At 60.3% G+C, this 24,473-nt stretch carries 25 protein-coding genes and 2 pseudogenes; 13 read left to right on the plus strand and 14 right to left on the minus strand.

The window, feature by feature from the left end; translation table 11 throughout:
* Positions 1 to 7 precede the first annotated feature (7 nt).
* The 6 genes from RG540_RS28650 to RG540_RS28675 all read left to right on the plus strand — a co-directional run bounded on the left by RG540_RS28650 (position 8) and on the right by RG540_RS28675 (position 6,159).
* The gene (locus tag RG540_RS28650; protein ID WP_041365579.1) at positions 8 to 1,084 is read left to right on the plus strand and encodes an ABC transporter permease; all 1,077 of its coding nucleotides are present in this window, start codon (positions 8 to 10) and stop codon (positions 1,082 to 1,084) included.
* A 7-nt stretch (positions 1,085 to 1,091) separates the two neighbouring features.
* Positions 1,092 to 2,033, plus strand: a complete 942-nt coding sequence (gene nikC / locus RG540_RS28655; protein WP_041365581.1) for a nickel transporter permease — start codon at positions 1,092 to 1,094, stop codon at positions 2,031 to 2,033.
* Entirely contained in the window at positions 2,026 to 2,892 is an 867-nt protein-coding gene (locus tag RG540_RS28660) for an ABC transporter ATP-binding protein (protein ID WP_041365583.1), read from the plus strand. Before nikC ends, RG540_RS28660 begins: the two co-directional genes overlap by 8 nt.
* Positions 2,889 to 3,674 carry an ABC transporter ATP-binding protein gene (locus tag RG540_RS28665; RefSeq protein ID WP_041365586.1) on the plus strand — a complete coding sequence of 262 codons (786 nt, stop codon included), beginning with the start codon at positions 2,889 to 2,891 and terminating at the stop codon, positions 3,672 to 3,674. The genes RG540_RS28660 and RG540_RS28665 overlap by 4 nt, the downstream gene beginning before the upstream one ends.
* Positions 3,671 to 4,708 (plus strand): serine hydrolase domain-containing protein, encoded by a 1,038-nt coding sequence (locus RG540_RS28670; RefSeq protein WP_080725115.1) that lies wholly within the window; start codon positions 3,671 to 3,673, stop codon positions 4,706 to 4,708. Before RG540_RS28665 ends, RG540_RS28670 begins: the two co-directional genes overlap by 4 nt.
* Before the next feature lie 92 nt (positions 4,709 to 4,800).
* On the plus strand, positions 4,801 to 6,159 hold the full coding sequence (locus RG540_RS28675; RefSeq protein ID WP_041365588.1) for an MmgE/PrpD family protein: 1,359 nt from the start codon (positions 4,801 to 4,803) through the stop codon (positions 6,157 to 6,159).
* A gap of 29 nt (positions 6,160 to 6,188) precedes the next feature.
* Here RG540_RS28675 and RG540_RS28680 read toward each other — a convergent pair whose 3' ends face one another.
* Together RG540_RS28680 and RG540_RS33350 are read right to left on the minus strand one after the other, a co-directional pair.
* On the minus strand, positions 6,189 to 7,106 hold the full coding sequence (locus RG540_RS28680) for a LysR family transcriptional regulator (protein WP_041365589.1): 918 nt from the start codon (positions 7,104 to 7,106) through the stop codon (positions 6,189 to 6,191).
* A gap of 366 nt (positions 7,107 to 7,472) precedes the next feature.
* Positions 7,473 to 7,682 (minus strand): annotated as a pseudogene (locus RG540_RS33350) (SDR family NAD(P)-dependent oxidoreductase); the annotation flags it as partial.
* A 27-nt stretch (positions 7,683 to 7,709) separates the two neighbouring features.
* On the opposite strand from RG540_RS33350, the pseudogene RG540_RS32085 reads away from it, so the two are divergent.
* Positions 7,710 to 8,069: pseudogene (locus tag RG540_RS32085) on the plus strand (winged helix-turn-helix transcriptional regulator); the annotation flags it as partial.
* A 25-nt stretch (positions 8,070 to 8,094) separates the two neighbouring features.
* On the opposite strand, the gene RG540_RS28690 reads toward RG540_RS32085, so the two are convergent.
* Together RG540_RS28690 and RG540_RS28695 are read right to left on the minus strand one after the other, a co-directional pair.
* On the minus strand, positions 8,095 to 9,462 hold the full coding sequence (locus RG540_RS28690; RefSeq protein WP_041365593.1) for an enoyl ACP reductase FabMG family protein: 1,368 nt from the start codon (positions 9,460 to 9,462) through the stop codon (positions 8,095 to 8,097).
* Positions 9,463 to 9,693: 231 nt separating this feature from the next.
* The gene (locus tag RG540_RS28695; protein WP_041365595.1) at positions 9,694 to 10,011 is read right to left on the minus strand and encodes a hypothetical protein; all 318 of its coding nucleotides are present in this window, start codon (positions 10,009 to 10,011) and stop codon (positions 9,694 to 9,696) included.
* Between the two features lie 120 nt (positions 10,012 to 10,131).
* Between RG540_RS28695 and RG540_RS33355 the strand changes: the two genes are divergently transcribed.
* Complete coding sequence (locus RG540_RS33355) at positions 10,132 to 10,338, plus strand: FecR domain-containing protein (protein WP_051909881.1); 207 nt, start codon at positions 10,132 to 10,134, stop codon at positions 10,336 to 10,338.
* Positions 10,339 to 11,022: 684 nt separating this feature from the next.
* Entirely contained in the window at positions 11,023 to 11,445 is a 423-nt protein-coding gene (locus RG540_RS28710; protein WP_041366532.1) for a DUF4168 domain-containing protein, read from the plus strand.
* A gap of 418 nt (positions 11,446 to 11,863) precedes the next feature.
* On the opposite strand, the gene RG540_RS32650 is transcribed toward RG540_RS28710, so the two are convergent.
* From RG540_RS32650 to RG540_RS28750, 10 genes are all read right to left on the minus strand, one after another.
* Complete coding sequence (locus RG540_RS32650) at positions 11,864 to 11,986, minus strand: aspartate/glutamate racemase family protein (RefSeq protein ID WP_407668942.1); 123 nt, start codon at positions 11,984 to 11,986, stop codon at positions 11,864 to 11,866.
* A gap of 112 nt (positions 11,987 to 12,098) precedes the next feature.
* Positions 12,099 to 12,533: a DUF309 domain-containing protein gene (locus RG540_RS28715; RefSeq protein ID WP_051909882.1), complete on the minus strand. Its 435-nt coding sequence runs from the start codon at positions 12,531 to 12,533 to the stop codon at positions 12,099 to 12,101.
* A 115-nt stretch (positions 12,534 to 12,648) separates the two neighbouring features.
* Positions 12,649 to 13,065, minus strand: coding sequence for a hypothetical protein (locus RG540_RS28720; RefSeq protein WP_041365601.1), 417 nt, complete (start codon positions 13,063 to 13,065; stop codon positions 12,649 to 12,651).
* Between the two features lie 480 nt (positions 13,066 to 13,545).
* Positions 13,546 to 13,716, minus strand: coding sequence for a hypothetical protein (locus RG540_RS32655; RefSeq protein WP_155414752.1), 171 nt, complete (start codon positions 13,714 to 13,716; stop codon positions 13,546 to 13,548).
* Positions 13,717 to 14,135: 419 nt separating this feature from the next.
* The gene (locus RG540_RS28725; protein WP_041365604.1) at positions 14,136 to 15,158 is read right to left on the minus strand and encodes a GlxA family transcriptional regulator; all 1,023 of its coding nucleotides are present in this window, start codon (positions 15,156 to 15,158) and stop codon (positions 14,136 to 14,138) included.
* 40 nt (positions 15,159 to 15,198) lie between these two features.
* The gene (locus tag RG540_RS28730) at positions 15,199 to 15,936 is read right to left on the minus strand and encodes an SDR family NAD(P)-dependent oxidoreductase (protein ID WP_041365606.1); all 738 of its coding nucleotides are present in this window, start codon (positions 15,934 to 15,936) and stop codon (positions 15,199 to 15,201) included.
* Positions 15,933 to 16,664 carry an SDR family NAD(P)-dependent oxidoreductase gene (locus RG540_RS28735; RefSeq protein ID WP_041365608.1) on the minus strand — a complete coding sequence of 244 codons (732 nt, stop codon included), beginning with the start codon at positions 16,662 to 16,664 and terminating at the stop codon, positions 15,933 to 15,935. Before RG540_RS28735 ends, RG540_RS28730 begins: the two co-directional genes overlap by 4 nt.
* A gap of 124 nt (positions 16,665 to 16,788) precedes the next feature.
* Positions 16,789 to 17,775 carry a glycine betaine/L-proline ABC transporter substrate-binding protein ProX gene (gene proX / locus RG540_RS28740; protein WP_041365610.1) on the minus strand — a complete coding sequence of 329 codons (987 nt, stop codon included), beginning with the start codon at positions 17,773 to 17,775 and terminating at the stop codon, positions 16,789 to 16,791.
* 38 nt (positions 17,776 to 17,813) lie between these two features.
* Positions 17,814 to 18,752, minus strand: coding sequence for an ABC transporter permease (locus RG540_RS28745; protein WP_041365612.1), 939 nt, complete (start codon positions 18,750 to 18,752; stop codon positions 17,814 to 17,816).
* Entirely contained in the window at positions 18,752 to 19,840 is a 1,089-nt protein-coding gene (locus tag RG540_RS28750; RefSeq protein ID WP_041365614.1) for a quaternary amine ABC transporter ATP-binding protein, read from the minus strand. The genes RG540_RS28745 and RG540_RS28750 overlap by 1 nt, the downstream gene beginning before the upstream one ends.
* A 124-nt stretch (positions 19,841 to 19,964) precedes the next feature.
* Here RG540_RS28750 and RG540_RS28755 point away from each other — a divergent pair, with 124 nt between their 5' ends.
* Genes RG540_RS28755 through RG540_RS28770 form a run of 4 tightly spaced genes read left to right on the plus strand, consistent with a single transcriptional unit; the run spans position 19,965 to position 24,433 of the window.
* Positions 19,965 to 20,672 (plus strand): GntR family transcriptional regulator, encoded by a 708-nt coding sequence (locus tag RG540_RS28755; RefSeq protein ID WP_041365616.1) that lies wholly within the window; start codon positions 19,965 to 19,967, stop codon positions 20,670 to 20,672.
* 10 nt (positions 20,673 to 20,682) lie between these two features.
* Positions 20,683 to 21,588 carry a dihydrodipicolinate synthase family protein gene (locus tag RG540_RS28760; RefSeq protein ID WP_041365618.1) on the plus strand — a complete coding sequence of 302 codons (906 nt, stop codon included), beginning with the start codon at positions 20,683 to 20,685 and terminating at the stop codon, positions 21,586 to 21,588.
* Between the two features lie 2 nt (positions 21,589 to 21,590).
* A complete protein-coding gene (locus tag RG540_RS28765) occupies positions 21,591 to 23,090 on the plus strand; it encodes an aldehyde dehydrogenase (protein ID WP_041365620.1) in 1,500 nt (499 codons plus the stop codon).
* On the plus strand, positions 23,087 to 24,433 hold the full coding sequence (locus tag RG540_RS28770; RefSeq protein ID WP_041365623.1) for an NAD(P)/FAD-dependent oxidoreductase: 1,347 nt from the start codon (positions 23,087 to 23,089) through the stop codon (positions 24,431 to 24,433). The genes RG540_RS28765 and RG540_RS28770 overlap by 4 nt, the downstream gene beginning before the upstream one ends.
* Positions 24,434 to 24,473: the final 40 nt, after the last annotated feature.

Genomic DNA, 24,473 nt, shown 5'->3' on the forward strand with positions numbered 1-24,473 from the left:
GGCGTTCATGACGGACCCCACCTTCCCGGTTCCCCGCAGCGATGCGGGGAACGTGGCCAGGCCGAACCCGGCATTCGCCCTGCTGAGCATTCTCGGCACGACGCTATTGCCGGTGTTCGTGACGCTGTTCGGCCTTGCGGCCCTGACATTCTTCATCGGCAGGATGCTGCCGATCGATCCCGTCGCTTCCATCCTCGGCGACAATGCCACGCAGGAAGCCTATGAGAAGATGTCTCGCGCGCTCGGCATGGACAAGCCGCTCTGGTACCAGTTCGGCGTCTACGTGAAGGGTATCCTGTCGCTCGATTTCGGCGACGCGCTGACCACGGGCAAGCCCGTGATGGAAGACATCGCTCGCGTGTTTCCGGCCACCATCGAGCTTGCCACGCTGGCAATCGTCATCGGAACGGGCCTTGGCATTCCCGCCGGCGTGCTGTCAGCCATGTACCGCAATTCCTGGCTCGACAATGCCATCCGCTTCACGGGCCTGATCGGCTATTCGGCTCCGAATTTCTGGCTCGGCCTGATGGGACTGGTGCTGTTCTACGCGACGCTCGGCTGGATCGGCGGGCCGGGGCGTATCGATTTCATCTACGAGTTCGATCTTGAGCCGGTCACCGGTTTCCATCTGATCGACAGCGCACTTGCCGGCAACTGGGAGATATTCGGCAATGTCTTCGGCCATATCATCCTGCCTGCCTCGATCCTCGGTTTCGGTGCACTTGCCTATATCAGCCGCATGACGCGCAGCTTCATGATCGAGCAGCTGGCGCAGGAATATATCGTCACAGCCCGCGTCAAGGGCCTGTCTTGGGCACGCACCGTCTGGGTACATGCGTTCCGCAACGTCGCGGTTCAGGTGCTCACCGTCGTGGCGCTGTCCTATGCCTTCCTGCTGGAGGGGGCCGTGCTGACCGAAACGGTATTCGCCTGGCCTGGCTTCGGCCGCTACCTGACCAATGCGCTCCTCGTCGGCGACATGAATGCCGTCGTCGGTTGCTCGCTTCTGGTCGGCGTCATCTTCGTGACCCTCAACCTCATCTGCGACCTCCTCTATCGCGTCTTCGACCCCAGAACCCGGTGAGGCAGCCATGACAGACAAATCCCTTTCCCCGACCGAGAAGCCCGCTGCTTCCCCCGCCGGCCTCGGTCTCTGGCTGCGGGCGCCGGTTCCGACCTCGCCATTTCATGCCCGCATGCAGCAGCTGTGGCTGCAATGGCGGCGGCTGCGGTCCAACGCGTCGGCGCTGTTCGGCCTTTGCGTCGTCGTCGTCATGCTCCTGGCGGCACTGCTTGCGCCCATTCTAGCGACGCATGACATTTACGATCAGAACCTTGCGGCGCGGCTGCTGGCGCCCTCCTTCCAGCATTGGCTCGGCACCGACGAACTCGGTCGAGACGTCTATAGCCGCCTGCTGTTCGGTGCCCGCATCACTCTCTACATCGCGCTTCTGACGACCGTCATCGTCGCGCCGATCGGGCTCATCGTCGGCACCACGGCAGGTTATCTCGGCGGCTGGGTCGATACAGTGCTGATGCGCGTCGTCGACGTGTTTCTGGCCTTCCCGAACCTCATCCTGGCGCTGGCCTTCGTCGCAGCGCTCGGACCGGGCATCCAGAATGCCATCATCGCCATTTCGCTCGCCTCCTGGCCGCCGATCGCCCGGCTGGCGCGCGCCGAAACGCTGACAATCCGCAAGTCCGATTACATCGCCGCCATGCGGCTCCAGGGGGCTTCCAGTGCGCGGATCATTTTCGGACACATCATGCCCATGTGCATTCCGTCGGTGGTGGTGCGCGTCACGCTCAACATGGCAGCCATCATTCTGACCGCCGCCGGTCTTGGCTTTCTCGGGCTCGGCGCCCAGCCGCCGAGCCCGGAATGGGGCACGATGCTGTCTTCCGGCCGCGAATTCGTGATGACCAGCTGGTGGATCGCCGCCATTCCCGGCACCGCCATCCTTCTGACCAGCCTCGCTTTCAATCTTCTCGGCGACGGCCTGCGCGACATACTGGATCCCCGCCATGGATAAGCCGCTCGTCGACGTCAAGGACTTGAGGATCCGCTTCCACGGCGCGCAACGCAGCCACGATGCCGTGCGCGGCGTCTCGTTCACCATCGGCCGCGAAAAGGTCGGCATTGTCGGCGAATCCGGCTCGGGGAAATCTCTGACCGGTCGGTCGCTCCTGAAGCTGACCCCAAAGGGCGCGGAGATCAGCGCAACGCATATGCGCTTCAAGGATCTCGACCTTCTGTCTGCTAGCGAACGGGAGATGCGCAAGGTCCGCGGCAACCATATTTCGATGATCCTGCAGGATCCGAAATATTCGCTTAACCCGCTGATGCGTATCGGCAACCAGATTGTCGAGGCCTATCGCCTGCATCACAAGGCGCGGCCGGCCGAGGCGAAGGCGAAAGCGCTGGCCATGCTCGAAGCGGTCCAGATCCGCGATCCGGACCGGGTGTTCAAGCTCTTCCCGCACGAAGTGTCGGGCGGCATGGGGCAGCGTATCATGATCGCCATGATGCTGATCCCCGAGCCGGATCTGATCATCGCCGACGAACCGACCTCCGCTCTCGATGTGACGGTACGCCGGCAGGTTCTGACCATTCTCGACGAACTGGTCACCCGCCGCGGCACCGGCCTGATGTTCATCAGCCACGACCTCAATCTGGTTGCCAGCTTCTGCGATCGGGTTCTGGTCATGTATGCCGGCCGGATCATGGAGGATCTGCCGGCGAGCGAACTGCACAATGCCCGGCACCCCTATACGCAGTCCCTGCTCGAAAGCCTGCCGCGGCTCAATGTCGCCGTCGAGAACCTCACGGTACCGGTGCGGGACCCAAGCTGGTTCGACGGCCCCGTCTATCGCAATGGAGCGCTCGCATGAAACCGACGAGACCGCTGATAGAGGCCATTGGTCTTTCGATCAGTTTTGGCCCGAAACATGCCCGCACTCGCGTCGTGGACGACGTATCGTTCCGGATCGACAAGGGTGAGGCCTATGGCCTGATCGGCGAATCCGGTTGCGGCAAGTCGACGATCCTGCGGGCCTTGAGCGGGCTCAACGGCGACTATGACGGTGCCCTGACGCTGACCGACAAGGAACTGCCAAAGACGCGGAGCAAGGATTTCTTCCACCGCGTGCAGATGGTGTTCCAGGACCCCTATGGCAGCCTCCACCCCCGCAAGATCGTCGAAAAGGTTCTGGCCGAACCGCTCGCCATCCACGGCATCGACCGGGCCTCGGAGCGCATCGTCGAAACGCTCGATGCCGTAGGCCTCGGGCCGTCCTTCCGCTATCGTTACCCGCACGAGCTTTCCGGTGGTCAGCGCCAGCGCGTTGCGATCGCCCGGGCGCTGATCACCGAGCCGGAAATCCTGCTGCTCGACGAACCGACCTCGGCGCTCGACGTCTCGGTGCAGGCGGAAATCCTCAACCTCCTGAGACGACTGCGGATCGAGCGTAACCTTACCTACCTCATGGTGTCGCACGACCTCGCCGTCATCGCCCATATCTGCGAGCGCGCCGGCATGATGTACAAGGGCAAGATCATCGAAGAACTGACCTCCCAGCAGATCCGTCAGTCGCAGGCCAGGCAAGACTATACCCGCGAGTTCCTGCAGGCCACGATCGAGGCCGTCGCGAGGCGTGACGAGGCGGTGGCATGACCGCGCTCCAGGCATTTCCCATTGACGGCTCCGGCGATCCCACCGGGGCGTGGGATCACTTCGCCACGCCGCGCGACGCAGGTCTCCGTGCAGCCGCGCTCGAAAAGCTGCGCGCCATCGCAGCGTTGGGGGCCACCGATATGCTGCTGGTCATCCGCCATGGCAAAGTTGCTTTTACCCTCGGCGATCCGACGAAGAAGTTCCTGTGTCATTCGATCCGCAAGAGCTTTCTGGCGGCGTTGATCGGCGCTGAGGTCGAGAACGGCCGGATCGATCTGTCGAGCACCATGGAAAGTCTGGATATCGATGACCGAGAAGGGCTGAGCGAGGTCGAAAGGCAGGCGACCGTCTATGATCTGCTGACGGCGCGCTCGGGCATATACCATCCGGCCGGATATGAGACGCCCTGGATGCGCCGGATCAAGGAGCGACGTCATGCCCACGCGCCGGGCACCTTCTGGTGCTACAACAACTGGGATTTCAACGCGCTCGGAACGATTTTCGAAACGCTGACAGGCGAAAGCGTTCACCAAGGTTTTGCCCGGCAGATTGCCGGTCCCACCGGCATGCAGGACTTTTCGCTGACCGACGAACGATCCGGAGGCCGGCCCGACGGATGGCACGAGAGCTTCGATATCAGCGAGCACCGCGCCTATCCATTCCGCATGTCCAGCCGGGATCTGGCCCGTTTCGGACAGCTTTTCCTGCGCCACGGAGTCTGGAATTCGGCCCAAGTGCTGCCGACCGGCTGGGTGCAGGAATGCGTCATGCCCTATTCGCATGCAGGAACGCATGGCGCCTATGGCTATATGTGGTGGCTCGAACGGGACGGCGTTTTCCTGCCGGGCTTGGTGACGCCAAAGGGAAGCTATGCCGCGATGGGGGCCGGCGGGCATTATTGCCTTATGATGCCCGCCCTCGACATGGTCGTCGTCCATCGCGTCGATACGGAAATAACAGGCCGTCAAGTTAGTGCATTCGGCATGGGCCGGTTGCTGCGCCAATTGCTCGCGGCGGTGGACGAGTCTTCCTGAAACCAAAGCCAAAAATCTCGGCCGGCAACCGTGCCCGTCAGGAGGCGCGAACGTGGCCGCGTGTCTATCCATCAAGAACCAGCGAGTTTCCCATGAGAACCGTTATTGAGACTATCGCAGACTGGTGTGCCGCCCCGCCGGCGATCTCCGGCGACGCGAGCCGGCTTGCGCATCAGGCTATCGCAGACACGATTGCTTGTCTGTATGCCGGTCGTGCCGACAAGAGCACGCTTTCCGTCGCGCTGGCCTTCGGCCGGCGACCGGACGGTGAGGCACCGCTCGTCACCGGCGGACGTCAGTCGGCATCGGTCGCAGCGCTGGTCAACGGCACCGCAGCACATGCCCTCGATTACGACGATAATTTCCGTCCCGGCATGAGCCACGCCTCGGCCGTCATCGTGCCGGCGCTTCTGGCCGTCGCCGATGGGTTGAGCGTCAGCGGGCGCGCGCTGACGGATGCGTATCTCGCTGCTCTCCAGGCACAGGCCTTCGTCGGCAGCGGCGTCGCCGGATCGCATTATACTGCCGGATGGCACGGGACGTCGACGGTCGGCAGTATAGGCACCGCAGCCGGCGTCGCCAAGCTTCTGGGAATGGATGCGGACGGAATTGCCCGGGCGCTGTCGATGGGCGCCAGCATGGCTTCGGGAACGAAGGGGCAGTTCGGCACCCCGGCAAAGCCCTTCCATGCCGGGATGGCGGCCCGCAATGCCGTGGAGGCTGCGATTCTTGCCGCGACGGGGCTCCAGGGACGTCTCGACATTCTCGAGGGCCCGCAAGGCTTCCTGGAAATGTTCGGTGGCGAGGCGCCGAAGGGCTACGATATCGCAGGCATTTCAGGCACGCGCCAGCATACGATCGAGACGGTCGGCGTCATGCCGAAACTGCATCCATGCTGTGGCTCGACGCATCTGATCGTTGATGCGGCCCTCGACCTGATGAAGGACGTGCCGATCGACCCGGATGCGATCGTATCCGCCGAATGCCATGTCGGGATTGCCAACTATCGCAATCTTGCCTATCCGCATCCCCGTGACGAGATGGAAGCCCGCTTCTCCATGCAATATTGCCTGGCCCTGGCATTCCGCCACAAGAGCCTGTCGTTGCTCGACTTCAACCCCGCAAGCGTCGGCGTCGTGACGAAAGACCCGCTCCTTGCGAAGATATCGATGACCCATTACAGCGCTGCGGAAGAAGCAAGTGCGACGAGCTACCTGCCGCACCGCTTGCGGATCACGCTCCGCGATGGCCAGGTGTATGTGGTGGAGCGCAGCTTTGCACGCGGCGGCCTGGCCGAGCCGTTTTCGGAGGATGACCGCAGGACGAAGTTTGCAGACTGCCTGGAAGGTGTTGCAAACCCTATGTCCGTCTATGCCGCTCTCGCTGCCCTGGACGAGCAGCCAGACCTTGCATTTCTGGCCCCCGTTTTCGACGGCGGCGCCAGGAAATGACCGAGACCTAGCCAGGAAGGGTCCGTAGTCTAGCGGTTGGCTTGCAGCGCGACCTCTTCCGCCTGTCTCCAGAACTGACCGGCGCGCTTGCCGCGCAGGCGATAGGAGCGGTAGAGCCTGATTTCGACTTCGATATCGAAGGAGGGATCGGCCGCCCGGACGAGTTGACCGGTCTGCAGTTCCTGAATGGCCAGGCTTTCCGGGATCCACGCCACTCCGTGGCCAGACACGGCCATCGCCTTCAACGCTGCCGACATCGCATTCTCGTAGACCGTATTGAACCGGAGCGCCTTCTTGTCGAAGACGGCATTCGGCAAGGCCTGCGCGAAAAACGAATTGTCCCGGTAGCTGAGGTAGTCGATCAGCCTACCATCGGATTGCACGCCATGCAGCGGATCGCCATTCTCGGCTGGTGCGGACACGGCGATCACCTGCTCGGCTCCAAGCGTCAGATAATCGTGTTCGGAAAGGTCCTGCATCGCCGGAACAGAATCGTGGGCGTAGATCAGCAGGAAGTCGCACTCGTTGCGGAACAGTGTCGCGACATTGTTGGAAAAGGAAGAATAGGCTTCGGTGAAGCGTGTCCGGAACGGTCCTCCCAGCGCCTCGACCTTTTCCATCCAAGCCGGGAAGAATGTCAGCACGAGGGTACTCATCGTGGCAAAGGAGAGGACCTCCTCCGTCGAGCCGTGCGCTTCGATCGTATCTTCGCGCAAGGCGCAGAGCATGTCGACGCTTTTGCGCGCTTTCGGCAAAAAGCTGTAGCCCGCCGGCGTCAGCTTGACCGGATAGGTCGAACGGTCGATCAGCGGGAGCCCCACCCATTGTTCGAGCTGCCGAATACGGCGGCTGAGCGCCGACTGGGTGATGTTTCGGTCATGGGCCGCAAGCGTGAAGTTCATGAAACGCGCCAGGCTGACGAAGTCTTGAAGCCACTTCAGTTCCATCCAGCCTCTCCAGCCATTTGCAGCATCATTAAACGGTCTTGACCGGGAGCAACGAGGCTAAGCTGCAACGTCTTCGCTTTCTCCTTCCGACAATGACGATAACGGGTGCGACCAGTGATGTCGATTCCAGCGCAGTTCTTCGGTCGGGATCTTGGGATGAAGGTCGGAATTGCCCTCGAACTTGAGAAGCCGTGGGACGTCTATCTTGATCCACGATATGCAGGGAATGACATCGGGTCGCTGCTCCTCGGACGGATGGAGCAGGACGGTGATGTCATGTCTGGACTTCGCGGTGCTCGTTCTGGCCATCGTCACAGCCCGTAAATCCGGAATGACGATCGGCCAGAGAGCTCGCGCACGGCGCCGAAGCTCACCAAGGACGGCAAAAGCCCGGCCACCCTGGACTATGATGTCGTGAGCGACCACCTCGGTTTTGGTTTTATCGCGGCCATGCGCGATGACCGTGGCACCCTCGCGTGCAAGCCCGCGGGCCACCCCCTCGCCAACACCTTTGCTACTGCCCGTCACAAACGCGACCTTCCAAGCCCTAAGTCCATACCAAAGTTCTATCTTCATCCGATGGATCGATAGGACGGCAGAACGGTGGTCGAGACAATTACGCACTTAAAGGTGCCCATCGGATATGAAGACAGATCAAGCTGCCTCGGCCCCGAAGGCTCCGTCGCCCATGTCACACGGGTGCTTCGCATGCTCGGGGGACGGTGGAAGCTGCCAATCCTGTTCCGCCTCTTTTCGGAGCCGTCGATGCGGATGTCGCAACTATTGCAAGACATGCCGGGTATCTCGCAGAAAATGCTGACGCAACATCTCAGGGAGTTGGAAACCAACAGCCTAGTCGCACGACAGGGTTTTGGCGAACAGCCGCCACGTGTCGATTACCGGCTGACGGACAGGGGTCGCGGGCTCATGCCGGTCTTGATGTCGGCACGAGAATCCTCGCGGGCGTCGCGGAAAAATTCTGCTAGCGTCAAGCCATTTCGAGCGATGAGGATGCGGTCATCGAAGCGGCGGTTTCCGATTGATCGTGGGAGACATTCAGCCGCCGCGCCACGATATCGTGATTGAGCCACTGGACAGGCCCCGATGGGTTCGAGGATTCGCCAAAAATAAGCTGCCCGGTCGCCTCGACCACGAGGCCGCTCAAATGGTCGCTGATCATTGCCTTGGTGCCACGGTGCATGGCGGTGATTTCATTGGACGTGCCGATAGTTAAATCGGCCTGTGCCTGGCTATTTGCCATCGGCCACGCCGAGAAATCGTAGAACGGGCGCATGACGTCGCTGGCCTGCATGGCGGTGATTTTGCGGAAGACATCATCCATGGTGAAGCCGTCCGCCAGAAGGTGCTGGCATGCCAGCCACTGCTCCTCTGCCCATCGCCCGCCGTTCTCCTTCTTTAACGCAAGCAGCAACGGGATCAGCGGCAGCTCGATCCCGGTGAATACGTCGGAGGAATTCGTGCGGATTTCGGGACAGTTATAGACCGTAGCCTTTACACCCGTGGCCCACGCATCCTCCGCGATACGCTCAAGCCGCATCTTGGCGTAGCCTTGGGTATAGTTCGTGTAGGTCTGCCAGCGATAGCTCCCGTCGATGAGAACTGCCGATCCGTGGTAGCCGTAGGCCGTATACCGGACCTGCCCACCCGATGCCTCAACACGCTCACGGATGGTCGCGCTAAAGTCGATGAGGTGTCGGTAGGTGTTTGCGGAGACGTCATCGAAATTTTGCAGGATGAGCTTGCCCATATCGCTGTCGAGCAGCGCCTGCGACGACATATGACGGCTTCCGCGTCCCTTGTAGATTCGATTGGCGACGACGAGAAATACCTTCGCCTTCGGGATGCCTCCAGCCATCGTGTGGGCAAAGAGTACATTCCTGCCGCTCACAATCATGCCATCGAGGATGGCCATTACCTCGGAAAGAGCTGTTGTGAACCGCTTGGTGGCAATCGCCCGGCATTGCGAAACGTAATCCCCGTCAAGCTTTTCCTGCTGCCAGTTCTCGAGCGTCATCGCAGCAAGCAGGTCGGTCGGCGTCGGACCGCCTTCGGGCGCGTCGAGATCGAAACCCGCCATCAAGGGAATGTTGATGATCTTCCCACCCAGCCGGGACTCGGCCGCTGACAACTCCTCGGCGTTAAGCGGACGCAAAAAGTTGTTCTCGTCGCGCCGTCCAACGGTAATGCCGACGATGTCCATGCCAGCCTTGCGGGCTTCGTCCAGCAAGCCTGTGGCGTATCCGCGTCCGAAAAGCTCACCGAATAGGACGAACACGTCGCCCTTTCGGAAGATGGTATTTTCGGACAGGCGGTTCAATGCGACCGGGTTTTCCATACGTTTGGCTCTTTGGTTTACATGTCGCCGAGCAATGACTCGAACGCCCTTTGATTGTCACAAGACCGCGGCGGCGCGGAAAAAGGAAGTCATTTTGAGTTTCTGTTCATTTCAAAACGTGATGACGACGGGGTTGCTTCGGTCCCTTTGACCCGGGCGGCATGGAGGGTATTTCAACTGCTCGGCCAGGATTTGATTTGCGACGACGCTTAGACTTGTGCAAATCGGCGCTCAATCAATCAGATTGTTCGCACAGCCTCCACCGAACATGTCCGCACGCATCCACAGGCCGTGCTGGTTGCGGTCCACCCCGGCACCGTCCGCACGAAGCTGGTTGATGGTAACGTTTGTCCTGCTGCACGGAGCAGCCTCTTTTTTTGCAGCGGTGTAATCACAGCCGTTGTACCACCGGCTTTTCGCGCCTTGCTGATCGACGATGCCGGTACAGAACTCAGCGGGATTGCGCTTCCATGTGCTGGCCAGATTGCATCCGGCGCGATCAAGGTCGGGTCGTCGCCGACGCTCGTCCCGATGCTGCGGCGGCCCCATTGAGCTTCCGTCCGTTGCAAGCAAGGCGAGCAAGCGATTTATGACTATGCGAGAAAGGAGACGGTTGTCTCGCCGGCCGATGGTCTCGTAGCGCTCGCCTGGAGGCGCGGCCAGATCGCCGTGGACAATGCGCCGCTTTCCTACGTCATCGAGGAGATGAGCCGGCATTTTTACGGCCGCATCGTCGTTGCGAGTTCGGCGCTGGCCGACCGCCGCGTCAGCGGCACGACCAAGGTTGCGAACACCGATGACGCGCTTGCCTTCGTGACAAAGGCCCTCGGCGTGAAAGTGACCCGCCTCGGGCCCTTGATCGTCATTCGCCAATAGACGACATAAGAGGAGGTCGTCGCGCCGAGCTTCATCGTGGCCGAACTTTGACAGTTCGGAACTTGAAGAAGGTGCCAGACTTAGGCTCTTGAATGGTATCGAACCGGTGGCCACTACATTCGAGACGCCAACGCCCTGAAAATATAGGGCAATGTCGGAGACGGATATTCAAGCAGCTCGGGCGAGCCGTTCCCCCTAACCGATCCTGAAGATCGACCAGCCGATAATCATCGTCTTGGTCTGGCGTGCGGCATCTACGAACAGGCGGCTGCAACACACATCGCACATGCTTCCATTTAGTACCGCTCTCGTAGGTTCGCGATTGCCCCCGAGCTCCGCCGCGATGAGCACTCCCTCTGAATAAAGCATTCCATCGGATATCTCGCCGCTGGGGATGGCGGACGCGATATAAATCTCATCGATATTGAGGAGGGACCGCTCGCCTGGCATGCCGTTTCCGCACCTCATCGAGAACCTCGGATCTTCACATCTCCGGTCGAGTTAGACGCTACCCGCCGAAAATCTGGCGCTATAAAGTCGCCACCCAATCGCCAGCAGATCGCCTCGCTATTGCCGCCTAGATAACTTCTGAGAGCCACATTGTCGCCGGATATTTTCCCAACCCTAATCAACGGCTGGGCCAACATGCTGTCATTCACGCTGCACCATCAAAAAGGAATGAAAATGATCACTCGTTATATCGCTCCTGCATCGCTGACCACTGCCCTCTTGAGCTTGATGTTTCTCAGCAATCCTGCGTCCGCGCAGCAGGCAACTCCAGAGAAGCAGCCGATTCAAGGGCAAGCAGATAGCAATGGTGCGGCTGGCGCCGTCAGCGATCAGAAAATTGAGGCCTTTGCAGTCGCATATCTCCAGGTGGACAAGGTCAGGCAGGAATATTCGGCCAAGATCGGAGCCACGCCGGACGCAGCCGCGAAGCAACAGCTGCAGGCCGAGGCCGGCAAACAGATGGTTCAGGCGGTCGAGGCCTCTCCGGGCATGTCGGTCGAGGAGTACAACGTGATTCTAACAGCCGCGCAGAAGGATCCGGCACTTGTTCAGAAAGTTCAGGAAAAGCTTCAGAAAGCCATACCTGCACAGCAGTAAGCTGCAAGTTTCACCATGATCACCGAACAAATTGGTCTTCATCCAACCGCCTCTGAGCGTTGCAATCTTGGGGCGGCATTTGATCAAAAATCCTTGCCCGAACAAAGCGACGTTCAGCATGGCAAATGAACCCGACTGCTTCAATCATGGCCCAGCCAGACGGAAGTTGACGTCCCAGGCAAATCAAGGAGAGACGAAAGCATACGATGCGCCTATCTCACCGGGTATCACCCATCCGAACGCAGCCGGCCTTTGCTATGCGGGCTGCCCAGTTTTTCAGGCGCAACCCATTGAGCCTCATGAGCCTTCGGCATCATGATGATCGTATATACCCGAACCCCCTTCGAACGTGACGGGGTTCATCGAACAGAGCGAATGGGTGACCGCGGCCACCCTCTATACGAGGGGTGGCCGCTTTCTATTCGCCGCTGACATGCGCTATTACGCCATCGACCACCGGAATGCCGTGCACGCGCTGCAGGTCGAGCGCAAATTCCGCCATGCCGGCACATCCGAGCGAAACACCCTCAGCAGAGGCCACTGGAGGTAAATCCGTCTCGCACCGTGTAAATAAGCATGCCGCAGTGACGCCACCTGCATCAACAAAAACAAATACTTATGTTGCTCGATCGGCACTGTGCCCCTACGCCGCTTTACAGTTCATGGCCTGCAAGTTCGCGTCCAAGGATGAAACTAAAGACCGGTTCAGGCTGCCCTTCGTCCGCTCGCTGCAAAATCGGCGGAGCGACTGCGATTGCCTCTGCATAGCCAGCAAGCGCTTGTGACCGCAGGCCGAGTGCCTGTTCAAAGGCATCGTCCGGCCGATGTATCAGTTCTCGGAACAACGCCGCCGCGCGTCCGGCGTGTCGCTTGGCTGCGACGCGCTTACCTTCCCTGATTTTTACACCGGCGGCGCACAGCAAGATCAGGCCTTTGAGGAGGGCGCGGATATCGCTGCCCTTGTCCGCAACCTGCCAAAGCCCTTCCCAAGCCTCATGAGCCTCCCAATAGTAGCCGTGGTTGAACAGGTCTTCACCCCATGAGAATTCCTCAGATTCAACTGTGGCGACAAGATGCACAGGCTGCATCTGATAACTATGTCCCGCTGGATCGCGAACAGGATGCGGCTGTCGGCCCGGCAAGTAGGCGTAGGCCGGAAACACTCTGTGGGGAACCAACCGTGGACGGGTCATGGTTTTGCCGCTAAACAGATCTGAGGTGGGCCACCACCCCTCCGGTGATCAGCGGCGAAATCCTTGCGGTCAACTTCCGAGGGACGACCACCTGGGCCACTAATCGGCCGCTGGTGTCCAGGACCGCACCCTCGCCCTGCTCGATGGCATCAATCAAGGTTGAAAGATTCTGCCCCATGGCAGCGATATCGTCGGCAGCTTCGGCACATTGCGCCGGATCGACATGCCCATGATCCATGGCAACGACGAGGCAGATCAGCAATGCAGCGTCTTTGGCTGATACCGGGCGGTCCGGCAGTGACAGAGTAGTCTCTCCGGCTGCCCCGGCCGGATCCAAAGCGAAAAGAATCTCCGCGCTCAACAAGAAGTCGCTATGCTGAAGATCCATTTCATCTGCAATCAAACCGCAGAATTGCCCGAACTTCATGATTGACCTCCCTACATAATGTCGTGAACTCTCACGAAGGAGAGACCCACCCCTTGTAGATAGCGTCATCGTCAGGAAACACCAGTTATGTCCGCCGTCGATGTAGGCGGTGCGCCGATGGCCGAGGTAGGCGGCCGGCGCCGCTCGCGGTTATCTCTTTGTTTCCGTCGGACATCCGATACCTTCCGCAATAGAATTAACGGAGCAGTGATGCGCAATGTCAGGGGAGGCAGCCGGCTGCGCCAGCTTATTGATTTCGGAAAGCGAATATTTACGCCCCTTGTCAGCAGGTCACCCTGGATGCCGGCTGCCGCAAATCTGCACCAGATCAGAAAGGATGGTTCTGAGCTCCGGCCACGGCGCTTCCTCCAGGCCCGAGCCGGGGTCCTCTGTCTCCAGCACACAGTGCAGCTTCGCAGCGATGCCGGCGATGGATCGAGATGAGGTGCTCCACAGCTCCTTTGCCAAGGCGCCCTCGACCTATGCAATTTCCGTCTCCGCCTTCTTGGCGCTGGAGTAACCGATCCGGGCGTCACCCGTGTTCCAGTTGGCACGGCGTGCCGCCAGCTCCGCTCGGGCCGCTCGTCGTGTCTCCGCCTGATCGGGGTTCGGGAGAAGGCGATCGATCTCTTCCGTGGTGTAGGCCCACATGTGTCAATTTTTATATGAGTTTGATCCGGATTTCCATTTCGCCGTGATCCGCTCCAGCTGATTACAAGTTGTTTGCGGACAATTCTCTATACCGAGTCTGGTGGGCTAACACGAAACGAAAAAGCGGATCAAATCCTGCTGAAACTCAACACCAGACCCTCGATGAAAGCGGCGCGGTTGAGCAGTTTCCGGACGAGGGTCCGATCAACAGATCCTGCCGCTGCGGCCTTGGAAGCAGGTGTCCGAGCCTTAGCGCCTGGACCGCGCCTTGCCACGTCAGGTGCGGTACGGCTCCGTCATAGGTCAGTTGCGGTGAAAATCCGTTGCCGGAAGCGTCGTTTTTCATGTCTCTCGGCATGCCATTCGTCTCGATATCCCTATGCGTCCGATGCCGAACCTGCGTGAGCAGACGCACCAGACTATCCTGCGCGTCCGGAAGCTCCGGCACACGAAGCCCGGAGGCTCGATGGTGTCTGCCCGAAGACCTGCTTGAACGCCTTCGTGAAATGCGAGGCGCTGACAAAGCCGACGTCGAATGCAACATCGATGGTGGCCCGATTGGTGTTTTGCAGCAGTTCCTTCGCACGCTCCAGCCGGATCATTCGATAGGCGGCCCCCGGCGAAGAACCCGCCTTCTCCTCGAACAGCCGTTCCAATTGTCTCCGGGAAAGGCCCACCGATTTGGCGAGGCCGGAGAGCGACAGATCGCCCTCGAGATTCTGCTCCATCGTGATCAGCACGGAAGTGATCCTCGGATCATCGGCTTCTATTCCGATTGGGCGCCTTGCCTGGCAATCCTTGGCCGACCTTGCTCTATCGATCTGCAAGATCTCCAGTGCGTTTCTGGCGGCGTCGCGTCCGATGTGGCGCTCAACCAAAACATTCGCGAGATCGGCGGCACTGCTCCCCCCGGCACAGGATCCACGGCGGCCATCAAGATGGAAAAGTCGGTCCGACCGCGCGTTGAGCTCGGGAAACCTCTCACGAAAAGCCTGATAGTGAAGCCAGCTTACGCAAACCTCGTGCCCTCTCATCAATCCTGCCTCCGCCAGGATGAAAGAGCCGGTGCAAACGCCGATCAGCGGCACGCGATGCGAAGCAGCCTGCTTCAGGAAAGCGATCGTATCCTGATCGACCGGTTGAGAGACGGATAAAAGACCGCCGACGACGACAATGTAGTCGAACAAGGTCGGGTCCACGAAATCCGATGTCGGTGCCACCTGAATGCCGCAGCTTGACGGGATCAGATGCCGGGTACTTCCCAGGACCTGCCAGTCAGCAAGCACTCGACCCGATCGGTCCTTCTGGTCGCTGGCGAGCCGCAACGTGTCGATGAACATGGCGAATGCCGAAAGTGTAAAGGATCTGGCAAGGACGAACCCGACCTTGAGGCGCTTGGTATCCTCTTTGTGTTCCGCCTTTTTAAAGTGTTCCTGCCGCATGAATCATCCTTCTCGCCTGTCATTGGCGCGCTGCTTGATGTCACTGGGGCAGGCTTAGCTTGGCCATGCGGCCACCGTCTATCGTCCACACCTGCCCTGTGACGAAAGAGGATTCAGACGATGCCAGCCATGCAACCAGGCTTGCGACCTCTTCCGGCTTGCCAGTGCGGCCGACGGGATGAATCTTGCGTATGTTTCGCCGGAAGGCAGCCGGGTCCGGCATGCTTCCAATGAAGTCTTGATTCAGATCGGTGTCGATCCAGCCCGGAGCAACTGCGTTGCATCGAACTCCTTCGGCGCTGTGATCGACTGCCACTGCCCGTGTCAGTCCGTGAACCGCGGCTTTGGAGGCACAATATGCCGCATGTTTAGGGTTGGAGCCCAATCCTTCGATCGAGCCGATATTGACGATCGTGCCGCCACACACACGCAGATGCGGCAGCGCCGCCTTTATCATGACGAAGGGGGCGGTTATGTTCACCGCCATCGTCTTCTGCCAGTCGTCAAGACTCATCTCTTCGACCAGCGCCTCCTGCATGATGCCTGCATTGTTGATAAGTACGTCGAGCCGGCCCGCTCGTTCATGGACTTCCTCGACCGTGCCGCTTGCACTCGCGGGGATGGTGAAGTCGGCAGCGATGCCTTCGAACTCATGATCCTCGCCGCGCTGCGCCGTAAAGACGCGCGCCCCTTCGTCCCGCAGGCGACGTGCTATCGCAAGACCAATGCCGCTGCGTCCACCCGTGACGAGCGCGACCTTTCCATCAAATCTTTTCATCCGACCGGCTTTCCACCGTTGACCTCGACGAGAGAGCCGCACATGTAGCGCGCGGCGTCCGAGGCCAGAAATACAACAACATCGGCTATGTCTTCCGGTTCGGCGATGCGCCCGAGCGGCACGGTCTTGCCAAGCTCGGCGACGGCGGTGTCCGGATCAAAACCGCGCTTGATGAAACCGGTGCGGAGCATCGGCGTGTTTACCTCGTTGGGGCAGACTGCGTTGACGCGAATGTTCTGGTGCGCATGATCCATGCCCATGCACTGCGTCAGGGAAGCAATCGCGGCCTTCGTCATGCAATAAACGGCATGGTTGGGACCGGCCCGCACACCCCAGCAAGAGGACACATTGACGATCGCGCCACCGCCCTGCTTCTCCATGATCGGAATGGCAGCACGGCACAGGCGAAAGGGCGCCCGGACATTGACGCCGAGCGAAAGGTTCCAATCTGCGTCTGACGTGTTGACGACGTTCCCGCGGGTGATCACCCCGGCATTGTTAACGAGTATGTCGAGGCTACCAAGCGCCTGCGCCGCGGCCGCCGGTAGGCCGTCGGCATAGGCATCGTCGAGAAGATCCCCAGGAAATCCGGCTTCCGCCTCGATTGCGGACACGTCCCGGTCCGCAACCGCGACCCTTGCACCGGCCGAGCGGAGCAGCCTGACGATGGCAGCCCCTATCCCTCCGGCTGCGCCCGTAACAAGCGCTGTCTTTCCGTTAAAGCTCATGACTTTCCCAACCACGTGTTTTCATCAAAGGTAAAGCCGGCGTCTGTCACATCGATAAGAAGCGTGTTTACCGAATGTTGCAGACGAAAAGAGTGGGCGCTTGTGAAAGCGCCCGTCTTCAACTTTACTTGGCGGCGTCGCGGGCGGACTTCAGCCAGCTGTCGTAGGTCGCCTGGTTCGCCTTGATCCAGTTGGCGACATGGCGGTCAATATCGGCAGATGTCTTTTGGCCGTCCGTAATCAGCTTATTTTCGGCCGAGATGTCGTTGATATCGAGCTTCGCGACTTCGAAAAGTTTCTTGGCTGCCGGATTTTTGACAAGGAAGTCGTTGCGCGCCACCACGCCGATGTTATCGACGGCAAAGCCGAGGTTCTTTCCATTGAATTCAGTATTCAGCTTCGCGCCGTCAGGAAGCGAGGTGTAGGGAACGCTCAGCCATTCCACATCCTTGCCGGGAACGAGAACGCCGGACACCCAGTACGGTGTCCACGTGTAGTAGAGCACGGGCTTGCCGGTCTTGAAGCGGGCGATCGTGTCGGCCATCATCGCCTGGTAGGAGCCCTGGTTATGGGTCACCGTATCGCGGAGCTTGTATTCGTCGAGCTCATGCTCAATGACGCGCTCGCAGCCCCATCCCGGGATACAGCCCGCCAAATCCGCCTTGCCGTCTCCATCGGAATCGAACTTCTTTGCAATGACCGGGTCCTTGAGCTGGCTCAGGTCATGGACGCCGGAGTCGTATGTCGCCTTGTCGATCAAGTAGCCCTGGAGCGCGCCCGCAATATAATTACCGACCCGGCTCATCACCTTTGTACCGCCGGCTTCGTCGAAGAAGCCCTTGTGCAGTGTCTCCCAACTGACTGCTGTGAAATCAGCATCGCCAGCGCCGATCGCGACGTGGATAGTCTGATATTCCGCCTCGTTCGGCTGCGCAATCGTGTAGCCAAGGTCCTCGAGCGCGCGGAATAGGATCCGATGCTGGAAAAATTCCTCGATTTGGGTGGGCAGCATCGGGCGCACGGTGACGCCCTTACCCGGCTTGTCATTGGCGAGCACCGGCTGAGCCATTAGCGCCAGCGAGAATGCTCCTACAGTCAACAGTCGTTTCATTGTCTTACTCCCAGTTGTTGTTAGTTCCCGAGAACGACCTATTTTTTGCGGTCGATCAGTTGCACGACGAGGCCGATCGGGCCGGTCCGCCACCAATTTCTGTGTCCCTTTTCGCGACCTGAGCGGCCGAGGCCCTGTGTGATGCGATCCAGTACGATGGCCAGCATCACGATCCCAAGGCCGCCGACGATCGCCTTGCCGGCATCGAGCCGACCCATGGCGCGCAGGACTTCGTTGCCCAGGCCACGAACCGAGATCATCGAGGCGATGACCACCATTGACAGGGACAGCATGATGGTCTGGTTGAGGCCGGCAAAAATGGTCGGCGTCGCCATGGGCAACTCAACCTTGAACATGATCTGCGCCGGCGTTGCGCCGAAGGCCCGTGCCGCTTCCACCACGCTTTGATTGACCGAGCGGATGCCAAGCGACGTCAGACGGATCAGAGGCGCGAGCGAGAAGATGATCGTAACCAGCACGCCAGCGACATTGCCGATTCCGATCAGCATCACGACCGGCACGAGATAAACGAAGGCTGGGATGGTCTGCATCGTATCGAGAACGGGCCGAAGCAGGGCTTCGAAGCGATCGCTCTTGCCGGCCAGGATGCCGAGCGGCAGCCCGATTGCGACGGCAAGCACGACGGCGGCGACCACAATGGCGAGGGTCGTCATCGCCAGCGGCCATGCCTCCGGGGACAAAAGCCCGAGAACGGTCAGCGCGACGGCCACATAGACCGCCGTCCGGCGTCCCGCCGCCTGCCAAGCGATCAGGACAATGACGAACAGCATGATCAGCGGCGGTACTGCGTGAAACGTGCGCTCGATGCCTTGGATCAGCCCGTCGAAGAAGAATTTGAACGGCTGGATCGCCTCTCGATGGTCGATCGCCCATTGCTTGATGCCATCGGAACGGCCGGCAATGTTCAGGTCGATGCTTTCGAACGGATTGAGCCAGTTGGAGCTTTCGTCGGCCATCAGTGGCTCCTCCGCTGTACAGAACCGATCTCCTGGCGCCCCTGGATGCCTCTCAGCAGGCCATCCTTGGTCACCACGCCGACGATGGCGTCGTCCGCCTTGACCAGAGTGGGATGGCTGGTGCCGATGGAGAGGTCGACCAGCGTGTTGAGCTTGTCGTCGGGATGGGCGACCGGCCAGGCGGCTGTCTCCTGGCCGGGATTGAGCTGGCGATATTGCTCGAAGGGCTGCATGACCTTGGCGGCCGTGACGAGATCGAGCTTGGAAATGCCGCCGACGAAATCCGCCACGTAATCGTCCGCCGGCTGGGTGACGATTTCTTCCGGCGTGCCGACCTGAACGAGCACGCCATCGCGCATGATCGCGATGCGGTCACCGATGCGAATCGCCTCGTCGAGATCGTGGGTGATGAAGACCGTCGTCTTGTGCAGTTCGGCCGAGAGCTGCATGAATTGGCCCTGCAACTGCCGACGGATCAGTGGATCAAGGGCGGAAAACGGCTCGTCCATCAGAAGGATCGACGGATTGGCGGCAATTGCGCGGGCCAGACCGACGCGCTGCTGCATGCCGCCGGACAGTTCGTCGGGGTATTTCAGGTCCCAGCCCGTCAGCTCGACAGTTTCGATCGCCTGGCGGGCGACCTCACGCCGCTTCTCTTCCGGTACGCCACGGACTTCAAGAGCGAAGGCCACGTTGTCGCGCACGTTTCTGTGCGGCATCAGCGCCATGTTCTGGAACACCATGCCGATCTTTTCGGCGCGCAACTGTCTGAGTTCCTTCGGCCCCATCGCATTGACGTTCCGGCCCTCTATATAGACCGCGCCGTCCGTGGGCTCGATTAGCCGATTGATATGGCGGATGAGCGTGGATTTCCCAGAGCCGCTCAGCCCCATGATACAGAAGATCTCCCCGCGCCCGACGCTGAAACTGGCGTCGCGCACGCCGACGACACAGTCGAGCTTATCGCGGATGTCGGTTTTCGACAGCTGGCCCGACTTGATGGATTGGATTGCCTGCTTGGCCCGTCCGCCAAAGACTTTCCAGATGCCCTCACATCTGATCACTGCTTCCTGAGGCTGCTTATTCATTCACCCCGTTCCCATTTGTTGTTTTTAGTCTTACAACATAAATATTGTCAGTAGACAACATGTATTATGCTAGGCTACAGAGAACACAGATAGGGCGCAGGGCAAACCTGTGTGAGGAAACCCAATGATCCGCGAACCCAAGCGCAACAAACTGAATTGCCTTGAAGACCTGCGCCGCCGAATCCTGACCGAGGCGCTTGAGCCCGGCAGCTATCTTGATGAGACCGAAATTTCGGAGGCTTACGGCATATCGCGCCCGCCGTTGCGCGAACTTCTGCGTCAGCTGGCCGGTGAAGGCTATGTGATCCTTCACGAAAACCGCGGCGCGCAGGTTGCACCGATGACGCACAAGACGCTGCGCAACTTCTTCATCGCCGCGCCGATGATCTACGCGGCCATTGGCCGATTGGCGGCTCAGAATGCGACTACAGCGCAGATCATGCGCCTCAAGGACACGCAGCTGATGTTCCGCGCAGCGATCCGCGATGGGAATACCGAGCAGCGGACCCTGACGAACGAGCGCTTTCACTCGATCATGGGCGAGATGGCCGACAACGAGTTTCTGATGCCGAGCCTGAGGCGCCTGCTGATCGATCATGCGCGCATCGGCATGATTTTCTACAACACGCGCCGGCCGGAACTGGCCGATCAGCGCGCAGTCGCGGTCGAGCAGCACGATCAATTCATTAGGCTGATCGAGGAGCACGACGCAGATGGCTGCGCCGACCTCGCCATAGCGCATTGGGAGCTTTCGCGCGCCCAGATCGAAAGTTTCGTCGCGCCAGCATCCTTCTTCGTCCCGCTGGGGCGAGTACCTGACAGTATGCCATGAGGAGCATTTCATGAAATTCGAGGGGATCTACACGCCGGTCATTACCCCGCATCGCGGCGACGGTTCGATCGATCGCGATGCCTTTGCCAAGATGATCGAATACCTGGTTGCGTCAGGCGTCCACGGCATCATCAATGGCGGTTCGACCGGCGAGTACTACGCCCAGTCGATGGATGAGCGGATCGAGTTGGCGACACTTGCCAAGGAAATCATCGGCGACCGCGTCGCGCTGATCATCGGCACCGGAGCCATCAGGCTTCAGGATTCGATCCAGGTGGCGGAGACGGCGGCAAAAATCGGCGCCTCTGCAATCCTCGTCGGATCCCCTCCCTATGCCGTGCCGACCGAGCGGGAAAATGCCCTGAACGCGCTGGCGATCGACCGTGCTGCCGATCTCCCGATCATGCTCTACAACTACCCCGGCCGCATGGGCATTAACATGGGCGAGGAATTCCTCGACCGCGTCGGCCGCAGCCGCAACTTCCGCGCCATCAAGGAAAGCTCCGGCGATATCAACCGGGTGCATCTGCTGGCCCGTGATTACCCGCATATCCAGATGTCCTGCGGCATGGACGACCAAGCGCTGGAATTCTTTGTCTGGGGCGCGCGCAGCTGGGTCTGCGGTGGATCGAACTTCCTGCCGACAGAACATATCGCGCTTTATCGGGCCTGCGCCATAGAGGGCAATTTTGACAAGGGGCGCCGGATCATGTCGGCGATGATGCCGCTGATGCGGGTGCTCGAGCAGGGCGGCAAATTCATTCAGTGCATCAAGTATGGATGCGAGATGGGCGGTCTCTATGCCGGCCCTCCCCGGCCGCCGCTCAAGGGATTGAACAAGGGCGACATGCGCCAGCTTGAACAGGTGGTGCGGGTCTTGAAGCGCACGATTGCACAGATTGAAGCGGAGGCATAACGATGGGCGAGCTACTGACACACGACGAATACAAGGCGATCGCCGCTGGACTGGAATTTCCCACCCAGGCCTTTATTGATGGCAGCTTCCGGCCGGCACTCTCGGGCAAGACTTTCGAGACAGTCAACCCGGCCACCGGCAAGATCCTGGCCAATGTCGTCTCATGCAGTGCCCAGGATGTGGATTTCGCGGTCGAGAAGGCGCGAGACGCCTTCGAGGACGGCCGCTGGTCGCGACTTCATCCGACGGCCCGCAAGGAAATCCTCATCCGGCTGGCCAAACTTCTGAAGCACAACGCTCGCGAGCTTGCCGTTCTCGAAAGCCTCGATAGCGGCAAGACCATCTATGACTGCGAAAATGTCGATGTCCCGGAAACTATTCATTGCCTTACCTGGCATGCCGAGCTGATCGACAAGATCTACGACCAGGTCTCGCCAGCCTCGGACAATCACATCGCCATGATCGTCCGCGAGCCCGTGGGCGTCGTCGGCCTGGTGCTGCCCTGGAATTTCCCTCTGCTGATGCTGGCCTGGAAAATCGGCCCGGCTTTGGCGGCCGGCAACTCCGTGATCGTCAAGCCCGCCAAGGAAACGACTCTGACGGCGCTTCGCGTGGCAGAGCTTGCGATGGAGGCTGGCATTCCGGCCGGCGTCTTCAATGTGCTTCCCGGCAGCGGCGCAGAAGTTGGCGAACCCCTCGGCCGGCATATGGACGTGGATATGGTGTCGTTTACCGGCTCCACCGAAACTGGCCGACGCTTCCCACGCTACTCAGCCGAATCCAATCTTAAGGAAGTGACCCTGGAGATGGGGGGCAAGAACCCCGCCGTCGTCCTAGACGATGCGGAGAACCTCGATCGCGTCGCCGCGCATGTCGTCAACGGCGCTTTCTGGAACATGGGAGAAAACTGCTCGGCCTCGTCGAGGCTCATCGTTCAGCGCGGCGTCAAGGACGAGTTGTTGAAGCGAATGATCGCCCATGCGCGCGAATGGCCGATGGGCGATCCGCTGAACCCCGAAAACCGGGTCGGCGCCCTCGTTTCGAAAGCCCATTTCGACAAGGTCTGCTCCTATTTCGAAAAGGGCCAGAACGTGCTCCTGGGCGGCAGGGCGAAAGACGGCTTCGTCGAGCCGACCATCATCGATGTTGCGGATCGCCAAGCGAAGATCGTTCGCGAAGAGGTGTTCGGCCCGGTCCTGTCCGTTCTGACCGTCGAGAGCTTCGACGAAGCGATCGCACTGGCCAATGACACGGAATACGGGCTCGCCGCCTCGATCTATACCGCGAACACGAAGCGCGCGATCCGCGGCGCCCGTGCCATCCGTGCAGGCACCGTCACCGTCAATTCCTTCGGCGAAGGCGATATCACGACGCCGTTCGGCGGCTTCAAGTCCTCGGGCTTCGGCGGCCGCGACAACGGCATTCACGCCCATGACCAGTACACGCGGATCAAGACGATCTGGCTCGACCTCACCGACGATGCGGACGAGGCCGTCGCTTGAAAACCTACCAGGCTGAACGGCTGCCGGTACATCGGGGACCGGCAGCCTGGAACGCCATCCTCCCCGCCCAGCCGGCCTCGTCTCCGCTCGACAGCGTTATCCGCGTCGATGTCGCCATTGTCGGCGGCGGCTTTGCCGGCCTCTCGGCTGCCAGACGCTTGAAACAGAATGCGCCGGATCTCCGCATTGCGATGCTGGAGGCCGGTGCCATGGCCGAAGGCGCGTCGGGCCGCAATTCCGGCTTCATGATCGACCTGCCGCACGACCTGCAATCCGACGATTACGCTGGCAAGGGCGTCTCGGCCGACCGGCACATGATCGGCTTGAACCGCGCCGCCATCGCTTTCGCGCGCGAGGCAGTGGAAGACTATCGCATTGATCCCGCCTTCTTCGATCCTGCGGGAAAGATCAATGGCGCCGCCGGCCGGAGCGGCCACAGCCTGAACGTCAGCTATTCCGACCATCTCGACCGCCTCGGCGAGGCGAATGAAATGCTCGACGCACAGGCCATGCATGAGGTGACCGGCAGCCGCCATTACACGTCGGGCCTGTTCACGCCGGGCACCGTCATGCTGCAGCCCGCGGGATATGTCCGCTCGCTCGCCGCCGGTCTGCGGCAGGACAGCGTGCAGATTTTCGAGGGCACACCGGTGGAGAAGATCGTCCGCGCCGGCGCGGGTTGGGATCTGGTCTCGCGGAAGGGACGCGTCAGCGCCGGCAAGGTCATTCTCGCCAACAACGGCCATCTCGAAAGCTTCGGCTTCGCCCGCAAGCGGCTGATGCATGTGTTTCTCTACGCCTCAATGACGGTCGAGCTGGACAAGGACACCCTCGCCAAGCTGGGTGGCCAGCCGCGCTGGGGCATCACACCTTCCGACCCGATGGGCACGACGATGCGCCGCATCGACACCGCGCAAGGGGGAAACCGCATTATCACCCGCACCTGCGCCAGCTATCTGCCCGAGATGGTGCCGTCGGAAGCCTTGGTCGAGCGCGCCGCACGGGTTCACCGCGAGAAATTCGCGGACCGTTTTCCTGACATTCCCGACGTGCCGATGCAATATAGCTGGGCGGGGCATCTGTGCCTGAGCTGGAACGGCGTTGCCGTGATGCGCGAACTGGAGCCGAACCTGTTTTCAGCCTGCTGCGACAACGGTCTGGGCACCGTGCGCAGCACCCTGACCGGCATCGGGGCCGCGGATTTGCTGCTGAGAAAGCAGACTGAAATTTCAGCCCATTTTCTTGCCGAGGAAGAGCCGACCAAGCTCATGCCGTCGCCCTTCGCCGAGATCGGCGCGAACCTGTACTTCCGCTGGAAAGAATGGCGCGCCCGCGCGGAATAGATCGATTGCCCGGTCGTTTTTCGGCACCGGCAGTTCGGAA

Origin of the sequence: Neorhizobium galegae bv. orientalis str. HAMBI 540 (genome assembly GCF_000731315.1) — a bacterium.
Lineage (GTDB): Bacteria > Pseudomonadota > Alphaproteobacteria > Rhizobiales > Rhizobiaceae > Neorhizobium > Neorhizobium galegae.

What these genes read in the sequence shown, in the direction of transcription:
- RG540_RS28735 (WP_041365608.1), bottom strand. Translation starts at nt 16,664, where the DNA reads ATGAGCTTTAACGGAAAGACAGCGCTTGTTACGGGCGCAGCCGGAGGG.
- RG540_RS28750 (WP_041365614.1), bottom strand. Translation starts at nt 19,840, where the DNA reads ATGAATAAGCAGCCTCAGGAAGCAGTGATCAGATGTGAGGGCATCTGG.
- RG540_RS28730 (WP_041365606.1), bottom strand. Translation starts at nt 15,936, where the DNA reads ATGAAAAGATTTGATGGAAAGGTCGCGCTCGTCACGGGTGGACGCAGC.
- RG540_RS28675 (WP_041365588.1), top strand. Translation starts at nt 4,801, where the DNA reads ATGAGAACCGTTATTGAGACTATCGCAGACTGGTGTGCCGCCCCGCCG.
- RG540_RS28670 (WP_080725115.1), top strand. Translation starts at nt 3,671, where the DNA reads ATGACCGCGCTCCAGGCATTTCCCATTGACGGCTCCGGCGATCCCACC.
- RG540_RS28760 (WP_041365618.1), top strand. Translation starts at nt 20,683, where the DNA reads ATGAAATTCGAGGGGATCTACACGCCGGTCATTACCCCGCATCGCGGC.
- RG540_RS28725 (WP_041365604.1), bottom strand. Translation starts at nt 15,158, where the DNA reads ATGCGGCAGGAACACTTTAAAAAGGCGGAACACAAAGAGGATACCAAG.
- RG540_RS28765 (WP_041365620.1), top strand. Translation starts at nt 21,591, where the DNA reads ATGGGCGAGCTACTGACACACGACGAATACAAGGCGATCGCCGCTGGA.
- RG540_RS28695 (WP_041365595.1), bottom strand. Translation starts at nt 10,011, where the DNA reads ATGGGGCCGCCGCAGCATCGGGACGAGCGTCGGCGACGACCCGACCTT.
- RG540_RS32655 (WP_155414752.1), bottom strand. Translation starts at nt 13,716, where the DNA reads ATGTGGGCCTACACCACGGAAGAGATCGATCGCCTTCTCCCGAACCCC.
- RG540_RS28650 (WP_041365579.1), top strand. Translation starts at nt 8, where the DNA reads ATGACGGACCCCACCTTCCCGGTTCCCCGCAGCGATGCGGGGAACGTG.
- RG540_RS28660 (WP_041365583.1), top strand. Translation starts at nt 2,026, where the DNA reads ATGGATAAGCCGCTCGTCGACGTCAAGGACTTGAGGATCCGCTTCCAC.
- nikC (WP_041365581.1), top strand. Translation starts at nt 1,092, where the DNA reads ATGACAGACAAATCCCTTTCCCCGACCGAGAAGCCCGCTGCTTCCCCC.
- RG540_RS28745 (WP_041365612.1), bottom strand. Translation starts at nt 18,752, where the DNA reads ATGGCCGACGAAAGCTCCAACTGGCTCAATCCGTTCGAAAGCATCGAC.
- RG540_RS28680 (WP_041365589.1), bottom strand. Translation starts at nt 7,106, where the DNA reads ATGGAACTGAAGTGGCTTCAAGACTTCGTCAGCCTGGCGCGTTTCATG.
- RG540_RS28690 (WP_041365593.1), bottom strand. Translation starts at nt 9,462, where the DNA reads ATGGAAAACCCGGTCGCATTGAACCGCCTGTCCGAAAATACCATCTTC.
- RG540_RS28665 (WP_041365586.1), top strand. Translation starts at nt 2,889, where the DNA reads ATGAAACCGACGAGACCGCTGATAGAGGCCATTGGTCTTTCGATCAGT.
- RG540_RS28715 (WP_051909882.1), bottom strand. Translation starts at nt 12,533, where the DNA reads ATGCAGCCTGTGCATCTTGTCGCCACAGTTGAATCTGAGGAATTCTCA.
- RG540_RS28710 (WP_041366532.1), top strand. Translation starts at nt 11,023, where the DNA reads ATGATCACTCGTTATATCGCTCCTGCATCGCTGACCACTGCCCTCTTG.
- RG540_RS28720 (WP_041365601.1), bottom strand. Translation starts at nt 13,065, where the DNA reads ATGAAGTTCGGGCAATTCTGCGGTTTGATTGCAGATGAAATGGATCTT.
- RG540_RS28755 (WP_041365616.1), top strand. Translation starts at nt 19,965, where the DNA reads ATGATCCGCGAACCCAAGCGCAACAAACTGAATTGCCTTGAAGACCTG.
- proX (WP_041365610.1), bottom strand. Translation starts at nt 17,775, where the DNA reads ATGAAACGACTGTTGACTGTAGGAGCATTCTCGCTGGCGCTAATGGCT.